Origin of the sequence: Streptomyces nigrescens, from assembly GCF_027626975.1 — a bacterium.
GTDB lineage: Bacteria > Actinomycetota > Actinomycetes > Streptomycetales > Streptomycetaceae > Streptomyces > Streptomyces nigrescens.
The window spans coordinates 121548-144258 of sequence record NZ_CP114203.1 but is presented as its reverse complement, the minus strand read 5'-3'; the positions used below and the strand labels follow the sequence as shown (position 1 = coordinate 144258).

The following is a 22711-nucleotide window of genomic DNA, read 5'->3' as shown; positions in this document are numbered from 1 at the left end:
AACGCCCTGAGATCATGGCTGCGTGACGATGACTCCAGTAGAAGCACCCAGCCCTGAGGTCCAGATCGTGCAGGTGGATACCACTGGCGCCGCTCTCCTGGCTGTCGTCGTGCGATGCCTGGCGACCACGCGGCTGGGCGCGCGTTTCCGCTGCACCAGCCCGGACGGACAAGCCGTCGACCTCGTACTGGCGGAGATCCGTCGCTACACCCAGGTGCCGGTCGACGAGGTGGACCCGCCTCACGGCGCCCGTCTCGTCCTCACCGGTGCAGGAGCGGACGATCTCCATTTCAAGCCCGGGGACGTCCTGCGGGGCACCAACCCGATCCCCTGATCAAACATCAATCCACAGGTCTTGACGATTACTCTGTCACTCCGGCGTGGGCTCGGTAAAGCATTGCTGGATGTGCAGGTAGCGGAAGCCTTCAGCTCCCTTGGCTTCTCCGTAGACAATGCGGTCGATCCCCTTGAGCACCATCGCATGATCGAGGGACAACCTTTTGTTGCCGGGGTCAGAGAAGGACACGCGCCAAGACCACTGCTGCCCTTCGTCGAGTTCAGCATTCTCGGGGAAAGCGCCATCGAAGTCGGCGTGGTATTCGGCGTTGGGACCGATCACGATGCGTTCCCACTCGTGGTCACCCAGCCAGGGGAATCTGCCAGGAAGCCCTCCGCGAAGCGCCGGGTCTCCTCGTCGGAAATCAGGTGTTCTCCACTCATGCTTCTCCTTTGCCAGTCGGTGCGGGCCGGAAGAACCGCCCCGGCGCTCCTCGCAACGGGCCGCGCGAGCGCCAGTTCCCGGCCCCCGCAGCGCGCTGCCGTGCCCGGCCGTGCGGCCTGCGAAGCAGGCCGCCTCATCAAGAGCTGAAATCCTGGAGGTTCATTCCATGTGGCAGTCCGTGATCGCGATCCTGGGCACGTTAGCCGGGGCGGCGGTGTCCGCCTGGTTCCAACAACGCGGACAGCGGGACGCGCTCGCGGGGCTGCGAGTTGAGTGGGCGTAACCAAGGGGGGCTCGCCATGCGCGGGCCACTGCGCTCACTTCTTCTTCGGACGTCGTACGACTCGCCGGGCCTTCAGCAATCCGCGAGGCGACGCCGCGTGCTACGCGCGTTGACCGAACATGACAGCATCATTCCCCTCTCATTACCTATGCGTTGGACGATCGCACCACCAGCCAGACGCCTTACCAAAAGCCTCTTGGGATGCTCGGGGAGCTTCGGGGCGGGCCGGCGGGCCCATGGTCTGTGGCAGGGGCGATCGGTTCGGTGCGGCTACGGTGCCGGCGTGAACGTCACCGTCGCATCCGGGCAGCCGGCCGCGATCGTCCGCAGGGCTCTGGCTTCGGTGGGGTCGACGGTCAGCTTCCAGCGGAGTTTCGCGGTGACCCAGTCGGTGGCGTAGGTGCAGGTGGCGTCCTTGGCGGGTGGCATCCACTCAGCGGGGTCCTTGTCGCCCTTGGTGCGGTTGGGGCCCAGGCTGACGGCGACGAGGCTGCGGTCGGCCCCCAGGTCGTTGGCGTACTGCTCGCGGCGCTGCGCGGTCCATTTCGAGGCGCCGGAGTCCCAGGTTTCGGCGAGGGGGACCACGTGGTCGATGTCGAGCTTGCGGGCATCGGTAACAGTGCGGTCGTCGTAGTAGGAGCGCCAGGTGCCGCCGGTCAGACGGCAGCTCTTGCCCTGGCGGGGCTTCTTGACCGCCTCGGCCAGCAGGACCTCCTTGCGGGTGTCGCAGCCGTCGTGGTCCGCGTCGGTCCACAGGTGGAACTTGTCCCGCTCGTATCCGGTCCGGGATTCGCGGGCCACCGTCAGCCGGCCTATGGCATCCGTCAGGTGCAGGGTGCCCTTCGTGCCCTCGGAGGAAGTCGCGCTCGGCTCGGCCGACGGCTTGGCGTCCTCATCGGTCGTAGCGGGAGTGCACGCAGCCGCGGAAAGCAGCAGAAGGGGGCAGACGAGGACCGCCAAGCGGCGCGTGCGGTACATAAGGCTCCCTGTCGGGTGAGGCGGTGTCCCATGGGTCTACCCACCGCACCAGGACACGTCAACCAGTGAACCCAGTGATCGCGTCGGGCGGTCCATGTACGCCTCCCTGTGCGGTTGTCGTCTGTTGTTTTGGGAGCTGCCTGGCGTCGACTGCGCAGGCGCCCGGGCGGCGACCTGGATGGCTCTCACGTCCTGCATACCTACGCTCGTCTGGTCGTAGCCGCGACCCCTGCTGCCCTGGCCGGCGGAGGCGTGGCCTACGCGATCACCAAAGCCCTCGGCAGCGGCGCCCCGGGCTCGCTCGTACCGCTGCTCGCCGGCGGGAGCGTCCTGCTCGGTGTCTTCACGGCCATCGCTCACCTCGCGTCCGAACTGATGGCATTCGATGAAGCACAGGCGCCAGGATGGGCCTATGGGAACAGGTAAGTGGAAAGCGCGCTTCTTGGCCGTACCAGGGGTGGCGGCACTGGTGTGGCTCGTGGTCACTGCCATTCGGGGCGGCTGGGGGGAAGCGGATCCTCTGGCGAGCGTTCTGGGAGCGGGTGCGGGTATCTTGGCGCTGCTCACAACATTGCATTCCCCGTCTGGCGCAGGCAGGACGGCGGTAGCGCCTGTCCCCCCGCCGCCGGTGATACCGGAGTGGGTCGTGGACCGCGAGGAAGCGGAAGTGGTGGCGTCATTGGTGCGCCGCCGTGGCGGGCGTGGATCGGTGGGCATCACAACCGGTCTGCATGGGGCGGGCGGTTTCGGGAAGACCACGCTGGCCCACGTCGTCTGTGCGCACCGCAAGGTGCGCCAACGGTTCCCTGGCGGCGTGCACGTGATCACGATCGGCCGCGATGTGCGCGGACGGGCCGCGATCGCGGCGAAGGTAGCGGAGGTGACCCGCTACGTCACGGGGGACACCATGGAAGCGGGAACCGATCCGGAGCAGGCAGGGGCTCGGTTAGGAGCCCTGCTAGATCTGCGTCCGCGTACGCTGCTGGTGCTCGACGACGTATGGGAGTCGGAGCAGTTGGCGCCGTTCCTCCGCGGGGGCGACAGGAACTGCGTGAGGCTCATCACCACCCGCAATTCGGCAGTCCTTCCCGGCGGAGCGGCTCGGATCGTCGTCGACCGGATGTCGCAGAAGCAAGCGGAGGCCGTTCTCACCTATGGCCTGCCGGAGTTGGCGACGTCTTTGGTCCAGGACCTGGTGCTGGTGACCGGGCGCTGGGCGCTGCTGCTGCGTATGGCGAACCAGTGGCTGGCGGGGCAGGCTGCCACGGGCGCTGATCTCACACAGGCCGCCTGTCGCCTGCTCGAACGGCTGCAACATCGGGGCCCATCCGCAATCGATGGCGTGCCGCACCCCGTGGCGGCATTGGACCTTGACGATCCCCAGCGCAGGAACCAGGCGGTGCGGGCCAGTATCGAGGCCGCCACCACGCTGCTGCCGCCCGAGGGCGGTCGTCGCTTCGCGGAGCTTGGCATCTTCGCGGAGGACGAAACGGTCCCGGTCAGCCTGGTCTGTCGGCTGTGGCAGGCGAGTGCGGGCCTCCACGAGATGGAGGCCCGCGCATTGTGCAAGCAGATGGCTGATCTGTCCCTTCTCAGTCTTAACGCGCAGACTGCCGGCGGGACGATCGCCCTTCACGACGTGGTGCGCGACTATCTGCGAAGCGAACTGGATCCAGAACTGCCCGCGATCCATGCCTGCTTCATCGACGCGATTGCCCACGATCTCCCCTGGGCTCCCGCTCCCCCCTCCTGTACGGGGCGGGTACGGGCATGGTGGGAGGTGTCCGACGGCTATCTCCTCGATCACCTGATCGAGCACATGGTCGAGGGAGGGCTGGCCACCCGAGCCGAGGAGGTGGCGTCCGACCTCCGATGGATCCGTACGCGCCTGCACCAGCGGGGCCCTACGGCCCCATTGAACGATCTCTCACTGATGGCTACGCCTTCCGCCCGTCTCATGGCCCAGGAGCTGGGACGTGCCGCTCCGCTGCTGTCCCCCACGGAGCCCAGTCACTTCCTGGACGACGTCCTGTACAGCCGATTGGGGAACGTCCCGTCCTGGCGCGCCCAGGCAGCGTCCCTTCCCCGGAGCGGAACGGCCCTCGTTGACCAGAACACCCAGCCCGACTTGCCCGATCCCTGCTTCGTGCTGGACCTGACTGAACATGCAGGGACGCTGACGGCGGCCGCGATCACTCCGGACGGCACCCGACTGGCGAGCGGGCATGCAGACGGCACCATCCATGTCTGGGAAGTCAGCTCCGGCAAGCTACTGCGTACCCTTGCCAGCCAGCCTGGACCCGTCAGCGCTCTCGCGATCGGCCCGGGCAACTCCCGCATTGCCGCAACGAGCACTGAAACGCAAATGGTACGTCTGTGGGACCTTCGCGACGGTGAGCAGCTTCAGCAGTGGCACAGGAACGGCTACTCCTGGAATCCGGCAGCACTCGCCATCAGTGGGGAAGACGTCTGGATCGCCGAACAAAATGACACCGTCCACGTCACCATTCGTGGTCTCGTCTCCGGCACCTGGCACCGTGCGGAGGATATACATCAGCCATGCCGCCCCGACGTACTCTCGGTAAGCCCGGACGGCCGCTGGCTCGCCACCCAGGAACGTCAACCCCCCATCCGCATCTGGGATACGCATGCCCCACACCGGGTACCTCCCCGCATACTGACGCGGATTAGAAGGCCTGCGTCCGCGCTCGCCATCAGCCCTGACGGACAGCGACTGGTCACAGCAGACCCCGACCACACCATCCGTATCTGGGACCTCGCGAGTGATGCCAGCCCGCGCTCCTTGACCGGCCACACGAGCTCAGTCGGAGCAATCAGCGTGAGCCCGGACGGCAGGTGGCTCGCCGCCGCAACCAGAACCGGTCGCACGGCACGCGTGTGGGACCTGGCCCCGTCACCGCCTGCCGTCAGTCGCGGCAGCCAGGCCTGGGACGTCGCGGTCAGCCCCGACGGGACCTGGCTCGTCACCGCGAACGCCGACCACACCCTGCGCACCTGGAATGCCGCGACCGGCAGGCTGCGACAAGTCTTCACCGGACCCACGGACCGGATCCGATCGGTCGCCATCACCCCGGATGGCGACCGGATCGTCACGGCTGGAATCGGCCGCGACCTGCGCCTCTGGGACGCACACAGCGGCACATGCCTCACCCCCTTGCCCGCCGGCTCTGTTCAGTGGACAAGAGCCCTCGTCGTTGCGCCGAACGCCGACTGGATCGCCACCGACGCCAGCGACAACACCATCCGCATCTGGGACTTGGCATCTGGCACGTGCCGGCGCGCTCTGACCGGACACGGTCACCAGACACGCGCCCTGGCCGTTACCGCGGACGGCGCGACTCTCATCAGCGCGGCAGACGACGGCTCCCTACGCCTGTGGAACCCGACGAATGGTGAACTTCTGCGCTCCATACGGGGGCACGGCACGCCAGTGAGCGCCTTGGCAGTTAGCCTGGATGGCCAGTGGATCGCCAGTGCCGGAAACGACCAGACGATCCGCCTGTGGAACGCCGCCACCAGCGAGCCCGTACGTCGTTTGCCGGGGCACACCGCGTCGGTGAAATCCTTGGCAGTCAGCCCAGACGGCCAGTGGATCGCCAGTGCCGGAAACGACCAGACCATCCGCCTGTGGAGCACTACCAACGGCGAACCAGTAGCCCTGATGCGTACGGAGTCCACCCTGGCTGCCTGCGTTTTCTCCCCGCACAGCACGTCCCTGTACGTTGCCTCGAACAGTGGTGTGTTCGCCTACGGCATCCGAGGCGACGTGCAGTCCTAGAGCATGCCCGACTCGTCAAGGAAACTCCCAGATCAACAACCCCGATCGCGTCGAACGGCGCGGGACATGGCGATGGTCGGCCCGCGTGGCGGGGCCACCCGGCGACGACGAATCCAGTGCGCTTCGGCTCGCTTGCTTCTACACCACTATCGGCAACCCTGTTCATCTTGCCCGGCTACCGGCTCTCACCTTTCGAATGCGACGGCGTAGTGGTCCGACAAGACCTTGTCGTATCGCTTCGCTGCGTAGCCCGGGACGTCGTTGGACATCATGTAGTCGTACTCTTCTTTTTTGTGCGTGCTCTTCCCGGATGCGACGAGCTGGGGCTGCGTGTCCTTGCCGAACATGGGGCGGACGAACGGAGGTTGGATATTAAAGTCCCCCATCATCAACCACGGGTTGCCGCCTGCGTCACCGCGTGCTTTCTGCACCAGCGACATCACGTTCCTGCCCAGCGGTTTGGCGTCGGCGTGGGCCGCATAGATGATCGGCCCATCTTCGGTCTTGAGGCGGAGAAGGCCCCGGTCCCCCTCGTCATAGTTGCTTTCGTGCCGCGGGGTAAGGTACTGGAACGCACCTCCGGCGGGAATTTTCACGTCGCCCGTGTTGACGACGAACGCTAGGCTTCGAGTATTGCTGTGATCGGAGATATAACCGGTCTCCGCAAAAAATACCTTGCGCGTCTTCGGTGGAGCTTTCGGATCCGTTGTAGGGAGTTCCCACGTGCACTCCAACATCTCCAGCGGCATATGAGGCGGATCCGGCTCCGGGACAGTTGAAGTTGTGCATCGATTCTCGTCAACCACATTGACCTTAAAGCTGCTGTAAGATCCCGCCTCTTGGAGTGCGACGATGTCGTAGTTCGAAGCCAGTGTGGCCACTCCCTCCCTCCACTTTTTGCCTTTAACGCCGCCGCCCTGGGTGTTCCAGGTCGCGTAGGTGTAGTCCGGACCAGGGGCGGCCTCGCTGGCGGGCTGGGCGAAGGCGGTCAGCAGGAACGCCCCCAGCAGGGGCAGTACTCGTAAGTGCCATCGATGCATGGAACAGGTCCTCCGTGTCCGAGGGTGGTGGGAAGGGACGAGGCCGCAGGGCACGGGACAGCGAAGCTCCCGGGGGCTTGGCGCGTGGACGAGTCGCGCTCTGCGCGTCGGCAGCCTGGGGCACCGTGCCTGCGCCTTGGGGGTCAGGTGGTGATCTGGACGGTGATGTCGGGCACCGGCGTGGATTTCGGTTCGGTCAGCTCCACCGTCGTCTTGGCAGTGAGGCGGCCGGCGGGCGTGGCGGCGGGGATGGTGCCGGAGAGGATGATCGTGGTGTCGGTGGCTGGCGGGATGTCGCCGATGCCGGTGACGGTTACCGTGTCGCCGACCTTCTTCACGTGGAGCTTGGTGGCACCGGCGGTGGCGTACTCGGGGGTGAAGCCGTCGGGTGGAGTGAGGATGACGGTGAGCTGGGTGACGTGGGCGGTGGAGGTGCCGTCGCTGGCCAGGGTCCAGCCCAGCGAGAGGCCGTCGCCCGCGCGTACGGAGGGCTCCACCGCCAGGGAGTTGGCGGTGAGGGCTGGGCTCTGAGCTACTTTCACCTGCTCGCTGTCCCCCGCGGGGGTGGTGGTCTTGGCCCCGCTGGCTTTCCACGCCACCGTGATCGGCTGGAGTGGGGCGTCGGGGGCATCGATAACGAGGGCGACCGGTGCTTCCTCGCCGACCTCTAGGTGGCCGAGCGGCACGGTCCAGGTGGTGTCGGCCTGGGTGACCGCGCTGGGGATGGTGGAGACGCTCGCGTGCGTGACCGTGAACCCCTTGGGCAACGTGACCGCGAGGGCGATCGTGTCGTCCTGGGAGGGCCCTTTATTGACCACGGTCCACTCCAGCGGGTTGGCCGGGTTTCCCGCGGTCACCTGGTGGTCGTGGCCGATGGGGGTGACGGTCAGGGCCGCGGCCAGGCAGGTGGTGAACTTCATGTGGGTCTTGGCGTCGGTCTCGGTGTGCTGCTCCACGGTGTCCACGCGGGCTGGCACGGTGACCACGGTCTGGTCGGGGATGTCGGGTGCCACGGTGGCGGTGACTGCCACCACCACCGGCTGGCTCGGAGCCGGGGTGTCGGTGAGGTCGACCTCCCACAGTCCGTCCTCGTTGATGCTCGTCGGCACGGGCTCGCTATCGACCGTGGCTTCCAGTTCGCTGAGGTGGTGGCCCGCGTCCAGCGTCAGGATGGGCTGGGTGATCGGGCTGGGCCCGGTCTTGGTCACCGTCCAGGTCAGCTCGACCTGTGATCCGGCGGGGACCTGTGATGTCGGCGATGTGGCGGCCAGGCCGAGCTGGGCGTCGGACCCCACCACCGTCACCGCGTCCGCGCACACGACGGCAGGGGTATCGGTGGCGCTCACCGTGGCGGTGGCGCCCAGCGAGCCGGCTGCCCCAACTGGCACGGTCCCCGTGGCCGTCACCGTTGCGAACTTCCCAGGGGCTAGGGGGCCTTCCAGCACGACGGTGGTCCCGTGCGAGGGGCTGGGGGTGATCGTGATGTCGGTCAGGTCCTCGGGAAGGGCCAACTGCGCGGTCACCTCGGTGGCGGTGACCCGGCCGGTGTTCGTGATCGTCCAGGTGAAGGTGGCGTGCTGCCCGGGCAGTACGGGGATGTCCCCAGCGGTGCCCGCCACGCTCAGTGCGCTGGGCGAGGGGCTGCCGACACTGGGGGCGTCAGCCTCGCGCGCAGGCACATTGTCGGCCTGGGCCGTGGCGGCGATGGCCGGCATTTGACGGATGGCGGGGCCTAGCAGCACGCCCAACCTGGCCTGCACAGCGTGCCCGGGGGCGATGGAGCCCCATGTCCAGACCAGCTTGTCGCCCTGTTGGGTGGCACCGGTGTGGTCCAGGACTGACATCACCTCGGCGGGCGGGATAGTGACGGTCAGTTTGGCATTGGCCGTAGCGGGTGGGCCATCGTTGTGGAGGGTCCACACGTAGGTGGCCAGCTGCCCCGCCCGCGGCTGGGCCGGGATCACTGCCACAGTCGGCCGCAGCTGGCTCTTCATCCTCGCGGTCGCCTTCGCCTGGGCCCGTGGGGTGCTGGTCGCTTCGGCTGTCACGGTCGCTGTCAGGGGGTCATCGGCGCCGTCGCCGACCGTACCGCTAGCGGTGATGGTGGCGGTGTGGCCGGCGGGCACCGATGGGATAGCGATGTCAATATGCTGGCCCTTGGGTGTACCGGGATAGGTGTGTCCGTCGAGAGCGGCAGAGGCACTGATCTGGTCCAGGTGTGCGGGCATGGAGACGGTGACAGCCGTGGCATGGGCGTCCGAGGGACCGCTACTGGCCAGCTGCCAGGTGTAGGTCACCTGCTTTCCGCGGTCCACTGGGTTAGGGGAGGCGCTGCCGTCCGGAAGGCCCCAAGAGCCCTTCGGAACCGCGGTGACCGCGACGCTCTTGGAGCACGGCCAGGCATTCAACGCCGAGAGGTAGGCCCACGCCGTCAAAGACCGTTCCGCCGAGGCGGGCACCGACACGGTCAAGCGCAGGGCGGCCGTGGCCTGCGGGGCGAGGTCCTCGGTAAGCAGGCACAGCACCTGGCCGCCATCGGTGGCGACGGCGCCTTCGGGCCCGCTGACGAATCCGCAGCCCTCAGGCAGCTGCAGCGAAGCGATCACGAAGCGGGCATGAGCGTCCTCCCCCTCCTTACCGGTGTTCTTCACCGTCCAGATGAACGACACCTGATCTTGCCCGGGCACCGCGGGATCCGGCTTCGCCTCCTGGCTGATGACCTTCAGTATCGTCAGGCCCTTCTTCCTGTCGTCGTCATCCGGTTCCTCCCGGTCCGGCTCGTCCGGATCAGGCTGGCCACCCCCTCCGCCTCCACCGCCCCCGAACGGCAGCCCAGCAAAGGCGAAGAGACCCGCGAACGCCGCGAACGCGTCGCCGATGAAAGAGAAGATGTCGCTGAGCCAGCCGCACGACTTGCCCTTGTGATGATCGGACGCGACGGGGATCATCGCGACGTTCGGAGCGGTCTGGCCAGCGAACGCGGTGAATTCGGCCCTTTCCGCCACCCCATTGTGCGAGGGCGCGTCCACATGACCGGGGATGCGGAACCACTGCTCATGCCCCACTGGCAAATCTGCCAAGCCCATTTGCACCTGGCTGTGGTTCGGATGGTACTTCTCTGGCACCGTGACCTCGGATGGCAAGGTCACCGTCACCTGCAGCTGTGTAGCATCCGACGGCCCGTCATTGCGGAGCTTCCACGCGAAGAACACGTCACTGCCCGACTGCGGGATCACCTGCGGCCACACCCGCACGTCCGTCACGGACAACGCAGATGCCACAACAGGGTGGTGCTGGTTGGTGTAGTCGTCGTCCGAGGCCACCTGGAACCACAATGCCCCCGTTGGGTAGTCCGCATCCGGTGTGATGGCCCACCCGCCGCCCGGCTGCACTTTCGAGCTCCCGTAGGAGGTATAGGTATCGCTTGCGTCCGGCCTGGCGGAGAGCGTCACGGTCTCGCCCTCGACTCCTCCGGTGCCGGAGAACACCTCCCGCACCCTAACCGGCGCGCCTTCGGCCAGCGAGGTGATCGCCAGCGGAGCCACTGTGTTGTGGCAGTCATCATGATCGCCGTATTCGGCAGCCACGCGGAATGCCAACGACCCAGCGGGATAAGGCCGGAATGGGGTGACCGACCACGACCCGTCTGCCCGTACCGTGGAAATTCCGTAGGCTGTAAGAGAGTTGTGCTGCTGCGACCCGACATAGAGAGTGAGGATCTTGCCCGGAACCCCACCAGTGCCGGAATACACGGCCCATGACCCGATAGTCGCCCCGGCCGCTGGTGAAGCAATGGCCAGCCCGGCATGCTGGATGGCACTCAGGGGCGACGAAGTGCATAAATGCGTGACGCGATTCGACTGTGAAACCTCATGACCAGTGGCATCCCGGACTGTGATCTGCACCGCTCCGAGCGGCAGATCACAGTCCGGCCTCACCGCCCACCTGTGCTGCACGTCGACCTTTGCGCTGCCATAGCAGACGAAATCCCCGTCTGCGGACTTCACCCACAGCGTGACAGCTGAGGAGCCACATAATCCTGAAAGTTCTTGTCGCGGACTAATCTCCGTTCCATCCGGCGGCCACACAATGGTGACATACTTCCCACTATTCATTTCATTCTCCCTGCAGGGGGGAAATACCTAGTTGTTAGCCGGGAGCCGTCTGAGTAAATCCCGAAGTTTGAGCGACAGGGCTGCGTGCGCGATTCCCTTTCCGGAAACTCAGAGGGCATCTGTTCGAAATGGCGCAACCGTTGCCACCTTGCACCCAAGCGCCGCCATCTCACTGTCTGGCAAATCGGTGGATCCGGAAGGGGTGGCCGGAAGGCAAGTCGCCATACCAGCAGGGCGGCCCGCCGGAAATGACCACAGCATCATTCCCGGCACCCCTACTTCATCGCCAAAAAACCTAGTCCCCCCGCCCACCCGGGGCGGGATCGGTTCGCGCGTACTATTCGTTTCCGGGATACGGGCCGATCCATGGCACTGTAGAGAAATAGTCGTCTTTGAAATCGGATGGGCTTGTGTGCCGGCTTACGCAAAGGTAGACATAATACGGCCAACCACTCTCCCCGTTGGGGCCCCATCCAACGACGTCGCCGGGATTGTATAGAGTGTTCGCTTGCCAGAAGTGCCGATTATTTCCTTGCATGATGCCGTTAGATCCCTGGGGGCCGGTGTCGCCCTGGGGGCCGGTGTCGCCCTTTGCGCCGGTGTCGCCCTTCGGGCCGGTGTCGCCCTGGGGGCCGGTGTCGCCCTTTGCGCCGGTGTCGCCCTTCGGGCCGGTGTCGCCCTTTGCGCCGGTGTCGCCCTTCGGGCCGGTGTCGCCCTGGGGGCCGGTGTCGCCCTTCGGGCCCGAAGGAACGAATAGCGCCCAGTAGTCGTGGCCCCCTTGTGTTCCCGGTTCGTTGGCCTTGCTTGAAGTGTTCTGTTGCGTGCACCGGTACACCCCTGGGGCGCCTCCGCCCGTAACAGTCACAGCATCTCCTGCCTGATATTCGATGCTGTCGGCGGACCACGGGCCCCGGGCGTTGATCGACCTGCTTGCAAGGCCCATCACGGTATCCGTCAGGTTGCTGAGGGCAGTCCACAACTTAGGGATTTCTACATCAGGGTCCAATTCAGAATTCTTCTCGATGGATCCCACAGACGCCTCCTGGATTCGTCGTTTTGTTGGCACTGTCGCGCCCGTCGGCCCCTTTGGCGCCGGCCACCCTGACGTCGATCGAAAGTTTTTGCGACGCTGCGTCTGTGCGACCGAATTGATGCGCCCCTTCTGGGGACAGGGCGAAAGTACGCGCATGAATCCGGGCGATCACCAAGTCAAACGGGCCACCTGACGGCAATAAGACAGGTTCTGCACACCGTTGCTGGCCTTGATATTTCGAGTCAGCATCCCGTGTGTGGTACTGCGACTGGCGGCGCAGCCGGGTGCGAGATGTGGCCGGATTTATATGACACAACGTTTCGCCTATCCGCAGAGCGTCAGGAAGTGACGGGAAGGCATTGCTGGCTTGGTCTCTGCGATCTCAACCTGGTCCTGTGGTGCCAGCACTATCCGCAGAGTTGAAGCCGACTCAGGAATACGTGGCTGGCGGTGACACCACGCCTCGTCGCTCCCAGCTAAAGCGTGTTGCAGAAGGCTGCGGTACGGGCATTTCCCTTGTATGAGCGGGGTGTTGAGGGCTGAGCCGCTGTGGGTGGAGACGTCCACGGGTCTGCGGATGCGGCAGTTCGAGCGGTTGTTGAAGGTAGTGCGGGAACGGGGCGGGAACGGGCCTGGTGGTGGCCGACCGTGGTGCCTGCCGTTGGCTGAGCGGGTGCTGCTGGTGGCCGTCTACTACCGCACGAACCTCACGATGCGGCAGCTTGCGCCGCTGTTCGGCTGCTCATCGGCGACCGTGTGTCGGGTCATCCAGCGGCTGAGTCCTCTCCTTGCCCTTGAGCCGGCAAGGCGTCCCACTGACGCGGCGGAACGACTGTGGATCGTGGATGGCACGTTGATCCCGGTCCGGGACCGGAGCGTCGGTGCTTCCTCCCGCAACTACCGGTTCTCGGCGAACGTGCAGGTCATCATCGATGCGGACACGAGGCTGGTGATCGCCGTCGCCAGGCCCGTGCCGGGCAACAGGGCCGACGCCCGTGTGTGGCGGGAGTCCGGCCTGGCCGAGTACGCCGCGGGCGTGACCGTGCTCGGCGACGGCGCGTACATCAATACCGGCCTCGTCGTCCTGCACCGCAAACGCCCTGGCCGGCCACTGCTACCCGGCGAGGAAGCCGACAATGCCGAGCACCGGCGCGTGAGAGCCCGCGTGGAGCACACGTTCGCCCGCATGAAGCACTACAAAATCCTCCGCGACTGCCGGCAACACGGGAACAGCCTCCACCACGCGGTCCAGGCCGTCGCCCACATGCAAAACCTCGCCCTGGCCGCCTGACGCGAATTCGTCAAAACCCGGCACTGACCTGCCCGATCACAGCCTTCTGCAACACGCTTTAGACCTTGTCCGACAAGTCCGGCCACGGCTACCGCTTCGGCAACTTCCTCCTGAACGGCTACAGTCAGGTCTGTGTCCACACCGGCATCGGCCACGACAACCGCCGGGACGTCTACCAGGACCGCCGCGCCCACGTCTGGGACAACACCGCAGACACTGCCACCCTGCGCAATGACCACCGCCGCGTCGTCGATGCCGGAAGTTGGGGTCGCCGTGGTCACTCACCGGCCCTGAGCCGGTCGGTGAGCTGTGCCGCTCACCGGCCCACCACGGTGCGCCGCAGGCCCGCACCTGCGGCGCACCGCTGCGACCCGCTCGAGAGGGAAGGACCTGAACGCGTCCTCTATCCACGCTGCTGGGCCCCGTGAGTCCGCTTTGGGGCCCAGCAAACAGCAGGGATGAATCCCAGCCGGACCGGACGCGTTGGCTACACCCGCTCGAACTCCACGTCGGTGCTCTCGCAGCCGGCGGCGAGCTGTCGCAGGGTGTCGCGTTCGGTGCGGTCGATGGTCAGCGACCAGCGGAGCTTGGTGCTCACCCAGTCGGACAGGTAGGTGCACTGGGCGTCGGCGGCCGGCGGCATCCACTGGGCGGGGTCCTGGTCGGCTTTGGAGCGGTTGCTCTTGGCGGTGACGGCGACCAGGGAGCGTTCGGCGCCGAGGTCGTTGGCGTATGCCTGGCGCCGGGCTGCGGTCCATTGGGATGCGCCGGAGTCCCAGGCTTCGGCCAGCGGCACCATGTGGTCGATGTCCAGGCCGGACGGCCCCTGGACGGTCGTGTCGTCGTAGTAGGAGCGCCAGGTTCCGCCGGTGATTTTGCAGCCGGCTCCGACGGTGGGCGCTGTGGCGGCTTCGGCGAGGAGGACTTCCGCCCTCGTGTTGCAGCCGTCCTTGTCCTCGTCGATCCAGTGCTTGAACTTGGTGCGCTCGTAGCCGTCGCGGGACTCGGCGGCCTGGGGGAGGGCTTCGATTCCGTCGTGCAGGCTGAGCGTCTCGGCCGCATGAGCGGTGGTGGTGGCGGTGGTGAGGGGCAGCAGGGCGAGGGCCGCGGCCGCGAAGGCGCGGACAGTCGTCTTGATCATGATCTGTTGATAGCGCCGTAGAGTCGGTTGTCGCGCGGGAACAGGGGTGGTGGTCACTCGGGGGAGTGGCTAGTCGTACCGGGGCGGCGAAACCAGCCCCGCAGAACTACGCGAACTCCTCTCGTCACCGTGGTTCAAACCGGTGCCGGGGTCAATTGCCGCTGGTAGGGGTGCGCGTCGCAGGTCGGCATAGGCGCGGACGGTGACACCGGCTTGGCCGGGGGTGTGCCAGGGGGCGGACGGACCGCTGGAGAGCCATAGCCCGCCAAGTGCCGCCGCGGCTTCGGTGGCAGTCGCTACGTCGCGACGTAGTAGGCCTTGCTGTATCAGATCGGTTCGACGTCGCTTTCTGGGACGAATCTGAGGACCTCGGCCAGGCGGGTTTGGAAGCGGCAGGCGGCCCCGTCGCCGACATCCTCGGGCCCGCCGGACGCACACACGCCATCGCTGACGCCCATCCGCACCGGGCTCGCCAACAACCAACCACCACAGGCCATCGAACAACGCATCCACGAAGCCGAGACCACCGGGCTCCCCCTCACTCTCTGGTGATCCCGTCTGGCTGTACAGGTTTCAAGGTGGGTCGTTTCGCGGTGTGTCAGGGGGTCACTTCTCGGGCCGCGGCCTGATCAATGACGGTGGGAATTGATGTCACGACGCCCGCGAGTGCAACGCCACGCCTGCCGCACGGAGTAGCGCGGCGAGGTCGTCGGGGACGGGCATGAGGGTGGTGAGTCCGGCGCGGGTGCGGCCGGTGTTGCCGGCCGGGTACTTTTCGCCGTCGGCTGATGGATGGGGTGCCTCAGCTGAGATGCTGGTCGAGCTGTCGTACGGCGCGCTCGCTGTAGGCCGAGCGGATCGTGGCGCTGAGGCGGCGGGCGTGGCGGGCCAGTTTCGTGGCGGTGCCGAGTTCGTGCCCGTGCAGGTGGCTGTGGGCGAGCCAGGCCGTGTAGAGGGCGGTTTCGCGTACCCGGCGCGGATCGCACGTGGCCAGTGCGGCGCTGAGGCGTTCGCGGCCCCGGAGCGGGCGTCCGAGGGCGATGTCGAGGCGGCCGACGATGATCTGCATCTCGTCGGGGGTGAGCCAGTACGTCCAGGCCGGGTCCGGGTCTGTGCCGGGGCGGCGGGCGGCGTAGGCGTCCTGGGCGCGGCCGATCGCCTCGTCGGCGCGCGTGGGCTCGTCCGCGACAGCGTGGGCCCACGCGGCGCGGGCGTGGAGCAGCGCGCGGACGGCCGGGGTGGCCGGCGCCGCTGCCGGGGTGCCGCGTTCCAGGGCGTTCAGCCGCGCGAGCGCGGAACGCGTGACCGTGACGGCGTCGCGGCCGTGGCCGTGCTCGGCGAGGTGGTAGCCGAGGCTGGAGACCAGTTGCGCGGCCAGTACGGGGGCGTCGGCCGCGTGCGCCGCCTTGATGCCGTACAGGTGGTAGTGCTCGCCCGCCCGCGGGTTTCCCGCGTCCGCAGCCGACCAGCCCGCGAGCTGGCACATCTCGGCGAGAATGCGCAGCAGATCGCGGCCGACCGCTTCGGTGTACGTGCAGGTGCGCAACAGGGCCGCCGTACGCGCGAGTTCGTCGCGGACGGCGGGGTGCAGATCGCCGCCGGCGACGGTGTCGTCGGCCTCGTGCAGATAGCGCAGCCGTGCGCGGACCCGCTCCAGGGTGGCGGCGCCGATGCGGTGGGTCCGCCCGTGCGAGCGGTGCGCGCCGAGGGGCGGGGGCGGAGTGATCAGCCACTGGTGCACCACCCGTACGACGTGATCGCGGGAGACCGTCCCCGTGTGTGCGGGGTCGGCTCCGAGCCGGGCGGCGAGGTCGTCGCGCTCCGCCGCTCCCCAGATGTCTTTGATCAACTCCGAGGGCTCATCGGCTTCGTCGCGGTGTGCGGCGGACGGCGTCGGAGACGGGCGCAACCGCGCGTCGAGTTCGTCCAGGGAGAGCGCGAGTTCGCCGGCCAGCGCACGGCGGATGCCGGGTGACGGGGCGGAGATTCCGCGCTCCCAACGGGCGACGCTGGACACATCGACCCCGAGGCGCTGCGCGAGCGACTCCTGCGTATGGCCGCGGCTGCGGCGCTGCCGCGCGAGGGCGGAGGAAGCGAGAGGGGGCACGGGGGAAGGGTAGCCCTGTGGTCTGTGCTCCTCGGCCGGGCGGGTGCCGACGCGTACGGGCGCGTGACCGTGAGTGCCTGGTGTGTGCCGGGTGCGGACCCGCTGCCGGGCAAGTGCCGGGTTCCTGCCCTGGTCCGTGGCGGGTCCGGCGGGTGAACTCGGTGTCGTCCACCCGTTCCGTACGTCCGAGGGGAAGGAATCCCATGCCGCTAGTGCGCGATCCCGCGCGCGCCGACAAGGGCGCCCGCAAGGCCGACTTCACATACAGCCGCATCAAGGACGACGTGGCCGCGGCCCCCCAGGACTGCCTCCGCCCACGCCGGCGGGACCACCTCGACTCCTGGCAGGTCGGCACGTGACGCACAGCGAAGTCACCCACGTCGTCTGGGACTGGAACGGCACCCTCTTCGACGACGCCGACACCCTGATCGCCTGCACCGTGGAGGCGTTCGCGCGGCTGGGCCTGCCACCGGTCACGGCCGAGCGCTATCGGACACTGCACACTCAGCCGATCGACGCCTTCTACGACCGGCTGCTGGGCCGTCCCGTCCCACCGGCTCTGCGCGCCGAGTTGCACGCCGCTTTCCACGATGCCTACCTGCGCCGCAGGCCCGGCATCGGCCTCGCCCCCGACGCCGTCGCCGCGCTGCGCACAGTCGCGGAGGCCGGGCTGACGCAATCCGTCCTGTCCATGCATCCGCACGACGCCCTCACCGCGCTGATCGACCGCTTTGCGCTGCGCCCGTATCTGCTGCGTGTGGACGGGCAACGGGGCGCGGACGCGGGCTACAAGCGGGACCATCTCGTGGCGCATCTGCGCGCCCTGGACCGCCGGCCCGGGGACGTCCTGCTCGTCGGCGACAGCGTCGATGACGCCCGTGCGGCTGCGGCCGCCGGCACCCGCTGTGTGCTCTACGCCAGCGGCCTGCACTCACCCGACGCCCTCCACGCCGAGGGCGTCCCCGTCGTTCACACCCTGGAGCATGCCTTGGCCACCGCTCTTTCGCCCGCCTCATGACGATGCCCGACACCGCCTCGGACGCGGCCGCCGCCTCCACCTGGACGGTGCTGCGCGCACCCCATGTCCCCCGACTCCTGTCGGCCTCGCTCATCGGCCGGCTGCCGACCGGCATGGTGCCGCTCGCACTCGTCCTCGTCGTACGCCACCACGGCGGTGACTACCGGCTGGCCGGGATGCTGACGGCGCTCTACGCTGTCGGCGCCGCCGTCGGCGGGCCGGTTATGGGACGGTTCATCGACCGTACGCGACAGCCTCCCCTGTTGCTGGGCGGCGCCATCACCTCTGGCGCCGCGCTTGCGACACTCATGGTGCTGGACCCGGTCGGCTCCCCGGGGCTCGCCGCCGTTGCGGCTGTGGTGGCGGGGGCCGCCACACCTCAGCTCGAACCGTGTCTGCGGGTGTTGTGGGAGCACGTTCTGCACGGCGAGCGCGCGGTGCGTGCCGCGTTCGCCGTGGATGCCGCCACCCAGGAACTCATCTTCGTGTGCGGCCCGTTGCTGGTGCTGGGCGCGACACACCTCCTCGGCTCGTCAGGCGGACTGCTGACCGCGGCGGTGATCTGCTTGGCGGGTACCGTCGGATTCGCCACCGCTTCCCCGGCCCGGTCCTGGCGCGCGGCGCGGCCCGGCAGCCGTCACTGGGCGGGCCCGCTGCGCAGCGGGCGCCTGGTGCGGCTGTTCGCTGCGCTCGTCTGCGTCGGCGCGGCGATCGGCGTCTTCACCGTGGCCACGCCCGGCTACGTGGACGCGGAGGGCAGCCTGGGCGCGGCGAGCTGGCTCATCGCGCTCAACGCGGTCGGCGCGCTGCTCGGCGGTGTCCTCTACGCCGCCGCCCCGGTGGCGCGGCGGGAAGACCGACGACTGCTCTTCCTTCTGGTCTTGTTGACGATCGGCTATCTGCCCCTGACACTCACCCCTGCCCTTCCGGGGATGGCGCCGCTCGCCGTGGCCAGCGGGCTCGCGCTGCCCGCTGTCCTGGCCTCCGCGTTCGCTCTCGTCGCCCGGCTGGCGCCGGAGGGGACTCTCACCGAGGCCCACGCGTGGATGATCACTTCATTCGGCGCAGGCAACGCCGGAGGATCGGCACTCGCCGGAATGCTGGTCGACCTGGTGTCTCCCACCGCAGCGTTCGCTTCTGCCGCGGTGTGCGGCGCGGCAGCCGCAATCCTCTCCTTGTCGCCGCGACGGCCCCCACGCCCTGTGGACAGCGCCGCATAGCGAAAATCCAGCCGTTGGGCTGCCTGCTTCGAGCTCTTTCACGGGGCTTTACGGATTCCCTGGGCGAGCGGGGACAGAGGAGGACAAGGGAAAGGGGAAGGAAGTGGCTCGGGGCGTTCCAGTGGCTGGGCATATCGCGTGCAGTGGCACCAAGTAGTCAGCTTCGTGGCGGCAGTCACGCCCCTCACGCTGATCCCCGGCACCAGCTTCACCCTTGTCACGCAGCGGGTGATCGCTGGCTCAAGGTCTGATGGCGTGCTCGTCGCGTTCGGCTCAGCGTGCGGACTTCTGGTGCACGCGACGTTTGCCGTGGCCGGCTTGTCAGCCTTGGTCATGTCGTCGGCTCAGGCGTTGACGGCGGTGAAGCTCCTGGGCGGCATCTATCTCATCTGGCTGGGCGTGACCACCTGGTGCTCGGCACGGCAAGGCATCGAAGCAACGGGACAGAGACGATGGCGCTTGCCGTGGGCCCGGCTCGGGAGCTTCAGCCAGGGGCTTTGGTCCAATGCCCTCAACCCGAAGGCGGCATCGGTCTATCTCACTCTCGTACCACAGTTCCTCATGCCGACCCGCCAGGTCGCGCCGCAGATCGCGGCGCTTGCGGTCGCGCATGTCACAGTCGTCCTTGTATGGCTGCTGTTGTTGACGTCAGTGGTTGCCGCTGCGCGCACGGCAATCGACACCCCCCGGTTCCGGCGCCGGTTGAGTCGTCTGGCAGGAGCCGTGCTGGTCGTCTTGGGGATTCGAACCGCAACCGCGGGGCAAGTCCTGCACGCCACCTCTCTCTGCTCTCATCAGGAAACGGGCGTCGACTGGGTTGGATGAAGCCATGGACACCGACACCGCCGAGCGCTCCGCGCTCACCGTCGACGGCCGCACCCTTTCCTACGTGGACTTCGGCGGCCCCGGCCGCCCGCTGCTCGCCCTGCACGGGCACATGTCCGAGGGCCTGTCGTACGCCGAGTTCGCCGCCCGTCTCGCCCCGGAGTGGCGGGTCCTCGCCCCCGATCAGCGCGGCCACGGCGAGTCCGACCGGGCGGCCGACTACAGCTGGGAGGGCTACCTCGCCGACCTGAAAGCCCTCATGGATCACCTGAACCTGGACCGGGCGGCCCTCCTCGGCCACTCGCTCGGCGCGATCAACGCCTACCAGTTCGCAGCCCGCCACCCCGAGCGCGTCACCGCGCTGATCAATGCCGAGGGATGCGCCGAACTCGGCCTGGACGGCAGCAATCCGCTGGCGTTCGTCCTGAACCTGCCGGAGGGCAGCGCCTCCGACCGGGAGGCGTTCGTCGCGCAACTCGGCCCGTTCGCAGCGCACTTCGAGTCAGCCGTCCGTGAACGGTCGGACGGCACCTGGGGCCTGCACTTCCACCCTCAGGACATCCACGACTCCGAGGACCAAGTACACGGCGACCACTGGGCCGACTGGACCGGCTCCACCTGCCCGGCGCTGCTGGTGCGCGGCGCCAAGGGCGGTGTGCTGCCGGTGGAGCAGGCAGCACAGATGGTCACCCGACGCCCCGGCACCCACCTCGTCGAGCTGGAGACCGACCACTTCGTATACGTCAGCGACCGGGCCGGCTTCGCGGCCGCGGTCCGCGACTTCCTCACCACGGTCTAACCAGGTCCGCAGCCGCCCACGCCCTGAGACCACCGAACACTGGGTGGCCTCCGAGCGCTTCAGCTGACGAATCCCGCCAACTGAAGCACCCAGTCACAGCTGATTGTCCTGTGTCATCGAACCTTGATCTTTGCCAGCGAACCTTGATGATCATTAGGTTGTGTCACCGAAGTTTGAGTGGCATGACGTGCTGGGTCGTCAGGGGTGGCAGTGGCGGAGCTCGCGGGAGCGTACGCAGATCCGGACCTTGCGGCGTTGACTTGGGGTTCTTCGAAGACGGCGTACAGGTTCGGCGGCCTTCGCCTCTCGTCGGGCCGTTCTGGCTGCCCTGGCACGAGGGCCGCCGCAGGCGCCGCCACGCGTCCGCCTACTTCCTACGCCTCGCGCACCGGCCGCACGCACAAGACCACCGAGAGGACCCGCTGATGAGCCGTTCCAAGGTGAGCCGGAAGAAGACCGCCAAGCAGGCCGCCGCGGTCGTAGCTCTCGTCGGATTCTTTGCACTGTCGCTGTGGCTCGGTGACGAGGTGTGGGATCTGGCGGCGTACTGGCCGGCGACCGGCATCGGATTCGGCGCCACGGTCGGCGTGCTGCTCCCGATCACGTTCACGGCCGCCAAGCGCTCCTTCCACCGGGGCAACTCGGTCAAGAGCAAGCACTCGCCCCGATGGGCCGTGGCCGGCACCGTGTGCGCGGTCGTGGCCTTGGTGAGCGCGTTGGCCGTCTCCCGCGCGATACCCGGAAAGCGCTCCTCGAACTCCTGCCTCAACGAGTGGCAGCCATGCTGGGTGAACCACCTCTATCCGGGCGCCTTCTTCGTGACAATCGGCAGCTTGGCCGCGACGGCGACCATCATGACCTGGCTGCCGCGCTGGATGCCCAAGCTGCGCGCCCGGTTCCGCCGGTAGCCGCCGAGGTCGGCGGAGAGGGACGGGATGTGGCCGGAACCGCCAGGAGATCGCAGGGTCTTCCCTGCGAATCTCAAGATCCCCGACAGTGTCGCCTCTGAGAGCGCCAACGAACTACCGCTCAAACTTCGGTGTCACACGCTCAAGGTGCGATGTCACAGGACACTGATGTGACTGAGCGCTTGAGTCGGCGGGGCTGAGCACCTCCATTGGCGGGCGATCCGTTGTTGACGTCGACGCCGGGCAGCTGCAGGGCTCGAAGAGGATGGCTCCCCTTCGGGCCCTCTGCGTTATGAGCTGTGCGACGTGGTCAGGCGCGGTACGAGTCGGCGAGTGCGGTGAACGCGGTCTTGGGTTCCCAGGGAATGTCGGGATAGGTGTCGCCGAGGTGGTTGTCGAGGACCTTGACGATGCCAGGGCTGGCGAGGTCGAGGTCGTCGCGGGGGTCCCCGTCGGGGCGGTGGGGGAAGTTGTCGAGCGCGAAGAGGAACGCGAAGGCGCTGTCGACGCCGTTGGTGTCGAAGATCTCCACCAGCTCACGAAGGTAGGTGGCCTGGCCGGCTTCGTCGCGGGTGAACTCGCCGTTAAGCCGGATCGGGGCACCGGTCCCCTTGTCGTTGACGCGAACGGCGGTGCAGTTCAGGTCGTCACGGATGATGCGCAGTTCGCGCCTGACGACGTCCGGGTCAAAACGCTCACGGGAGATTGTTCCACCGCGGACGAAGCCGGTGTCGTAGCTGATGCCCTTGGCCCGCATGGTGCTGTTCCTTCCTGCCGAGTGTCGGAGGGGCACACCCTTGCACGTCCCGGGCGCGATAGTGCCCTGCCCCCAGTGCGGGGACAGGGCACTATGGAGCCGACATACTGCTCGGAGTGGACGGAAGCGAAGCAGGTCACGCCAGCGTAAGTACTTGGTGATGGCTGCGTGATCGGTTAACCGATCAGAAGCGGTCGAAGCCGTCCGCGACGCGCCTTTGGCCGCTGGGACAGCCTGCGTACACGCCCGTGCGGTCGCCGTACCACTTGGTGTAGGTGCTGTGGTACTCGCCGCTGGAACAGATCACGTAGGTACCGTATCGCTCCGGTCCGGTGCCGTCGCACCAGCCAGTGAAGGACGTAGTGGTGCGGCTGATGACGTAACATCTTCCGTTCCCACCGGCTGCCGACGCGTCGTCCGCCGGAGCAGCCGCAGCCGCGCCAACTGGAACGCTGAGGGATAGAGCGAGACTTGCTACACCGATGGCAGTGCGTCGTGCGAGACGGATCATCGGTTCCCCTCTTCCGTTAGAAGGTTATGAGCCGTGCAGGGCGTCGCCGAACCCACTGCGCGCAGGCTGCTGGCCACTGCGACTCACCCCCTTGCAAATGGGTAGCGAACGGAACGATTTTCGCAGTGAGTCGCACGCTGCTTACCCTGTGTAATTCGCCACTCT

At 67.4% G+C, this 22711-nt stretch carries 20 protein-coding genes and 1 pseudogene; 11 read left to right on the top strand and 10 right to left on the bottom strand.

Annotation, left to right across the window (positions count from 1 at the left end):
• The first annotated feature begins 22 nt into the window (after positions 1-22).
• The gene (locus tag STRNI_RS00755) at positions 23-334 is read left to right on the top strand and encodes a hypothetical protein (RefSeq protein WP_266450474.1); all 312 of its coding nucleotides are present in this window, start codon (positions 23-25) and stop codon (positions 332-334) included.
• A gap of 36 nt (positions 335-370) precedes the next feature.
• On the opposite strand, the gene STRNI_RS00750 is transcribed toward STRNI_RS00755, so the two are convergent.
• A complete protein-coding gene (locus STRNI_RS00750) occupies positions 371-619 on the bottom strand; it encodes a hypothetical protein (protein WP_266450472.1) in 249 nt (82 codons plus the stop codon).
• A 655-nt stretch (positions 620-1274) separates the two neighbouring features.
• On the bottom strand, positions 1275-1982 hold the full coding sequence (locus STRNI_RS00745) for an HNH endonuclease family protein (RefSeq protein WP_266450470.1): 708 nt from the start codon (positions 1980-1982) through the stop codon (positions 1275-1277).
• A 252-nt stretch (positions 1983-2234) separates the two neighbouring features.
• On the opposite strand from STRNI_RS00745, the gene STRNI_RS00740 reads away from it, so the two are divergent.
• Entirely contained in the window at positions 2235-2408 is a 174-nt protein-coding gene (locus tag STRNI_RS00740; protein WP_266450468.1) for a hypothetical protein, read from the top strand.
• A gap of 220 nt (positions 2409-2628) precedes the next feature.
• Positions 2629-5781, top strand: coding sequence for an NB-ARC domain-containing protein (locus STRNI_RS00735; protein WP_266450466.1), 3153 nt, complete (start codon positions 2629-2631; stop codon positions 5779-5781).
• 185 nt (positions 5782-5966) lie between these two features.
• Here the strand turns inward: STRNI_RS00735 and STRNI_RS00730 are convergent, their stop codons facing one another.
• The 3 genes from STRNI_RS00730 to STRNI_RS00720 form a co-directional block, all read right to left on the bottom strand.
• Complete coding sequence (locus STRNI_RS00730) at positions 5967-6821, bottom strand: endonuclease/exonuclease/phosphatase family protein (protein ID WP_266450463.1); 855 nt, start codon at positions 6819-6821, stop codon at positions 5967-5969.
• A gap of 143 nt (positions 6822-6964) precedes the next feature.
• A complete protein-coding gene (locus tag STRNI_RS00725) occupies positions 6965-10408 on the bottom strand; it encodes a hypothetical protein (protein ID WP_266450461.1) in 3444 nt (1147 codons plus the stop codon).
• Between the two features lie 865 nt (positions 10409-11273).
• Positions 11274-11969: a hypothetical protein gene (locus STRNI_RS00720; protein ID WP_277410287.1), complete on the bottom strand. Its 696-nt coding sequence runs from the start codon at positions 11967-11969 to the stop codon at positions 11274-11276.
• Between the two features lie 520 nt (positions 11970-12489).
• Between STRNI_RS00720 and STRNI_RS00715 the strand changes: the two genes are divergently transcribed.
• Both STRNI_RS00715 and STRNI_RS41265 read left to right on the top strand, forming a co-directional pair.
• A complete protein-coding gene (locus tag STRNI_RS00715) occupies positions 12490-13260 on the top strand; it encodes a transposase family protein (RefSeq protein ID WP_266450457.1) in 771 nt (256 codons plus the stop codon).
• Positions 13261-13325: 65 nt separating this feature from the next.
• The gene (locus STRNI_RS41265) at positions 13326-13688 is read left to right on the top strand and encodes a lamin tail domain-containing protein (RefSeq protein ID WP_323182540.1); all 363 of its coding nucleotides are present in this window, start codon (positions 13326-13328) and stop codon (positions 13686-13688) included.
• 59 nt (positions 13689-13747) lie between these two features.
• Here STRNI_RS41265 and STRNI_RS00705 read toward each other — a convergent pair whose 3' ends face one another.
• The 3 genes from STRNI_RS00705 to STRNI_RS00695 form a co-directional block, all read right to left on the bottom strand.
• Positions 13748-14401: an HNH endonuclease family protein gene (locus STRNI_RS00705; protein WP_277410286.1), complete on the bottom strand. Its 654-nt coding sequence runs from the start codon at positions 14399-14401 to the stop codon at positions 13748-13750.
• A 69-nt stretch (positions 14402-14470) separates the two neighbouring features.
• Complete coding sequence (locus STRNI_RS00700) at positions 14471-14839, bottom strand: DUF6207 family protein (RefSeq protein ID WP_266449618.1); 369 nt, start codon at positions 14837-14839, stop codon at positions 14471-14473.
• Positions 14840-15203: 364 nt separating this feature from the next.
• Positions 15204-16508 carry a helix-turn-helix domain-containing protein gene (locus STRNI_RS00695; RefSeq protein WP_266449439.1) on the bottom strand — a complete coding sequence of 435 codons (1305 nt, stop codon included), beginning with the start codon at positions 16506-16508 and terminating at the stop codon, positions 15204-15206.
• 203 nt (positions 16509-16711) lie between these two features.
• Between STRNI_RS00695 and STRNI_RS00690 the strand changes: the two genes are divergently transcribed.
• The 6 genes from STRNI_RS00690 (at position 16712) to STRNI_RS00665 (ending at position 21278) form a co-directional block, all read left to right on the top strand.
• On the top strand, positions 16712-16867 hold the full coding sequence (locus tag STRNI_RS00690; protein ID WP_277410285.1) for a hypothetical protein: 156 nt from the start codon (positions 16712-16714) through the stop codon (positions 16865-16867).
• The gene (locus tag STRNI_RS00685; protein ID WP_266449445.1) at positions 16864-17526 is read left to right on the top strand and encodes an HAD family hydrolase; all 663 of its coding nucleotides are present in this window, start codon (positions 16864-16866) and stop codon (positions 17524-17526) included. Before STRNI_RS00690 ends, STRNI_RS00685 begins: the two co-directional genes overlap by 4 nt.
• Positions 17523-18746, top strand: coding sequence for an MFS transporter (locus STRNI_RS00680; protein WP_266449448.1), 1224 nt, complete (start codon positions 17523-17525; stop codon positions 18744-18746). Before STRNI_RS00685 ends, STRNI_RS00680 begins: the two co-directional genes overlap by 4 nt.
• A 165-nt stretch (positions 18747-18911) precedes the next feature.
• Positions 18912-19571 carry a LysE family translocator gene (locus tag STRNI_RS00675; protein ID WP_266449450.1) on the top strand — a complete coding sequence of 220 codons (660 nt, stop codon included), beginning with the start codon at positions 18912-18914 and terminating at the stop codon, positions 19569-19571.
• 4 nt (positions 19572-19575) lie between these two features.
• Entirely contained in the window at positions 19576-20370 is a 795-nt protein-coding gene (locus tag STRNI_RS00670) for an alpha/beta fold hydrolase (protein WP_266449453.1), read from the top strand.
• 425 nt (positions 20371-20795) lie between these two features.
• A complete protein-coding gene (locus STRNI_RS00665) occupies positions 20796-21278 on the top strand; it encodes a hypothetical protein (protein WP_266449456.1) in 483 nt (160 codons plus the stop codon).
• 310 nt (positions 21279-21588) lie between these two features.
• Here the strand turns inward: STRNI_RS00665 and STRNI_RS00660 are convergent.
• Positions 21589-21897: pseudogene (locus tag STRNI_RS00660) on the bottom strand (hypothetical protein); the annotation flags it as partial.
• A gap of 322 nt (positions 21898-22219) precedes the next feature.
• The gene (locus STRNI_RS00655; protein WP_266449459.1) at positions 22220-22342 is read right to left on the bottom strand and encodes a hypothetical protein; all 123 of its coding nucleotides are present in this window, start codon (positions 22340-22342) and stop codon (positions 22220-22222) included.
• Between the last annotated feature and the right edge of the window lie 369 nt (positions 22343-22711).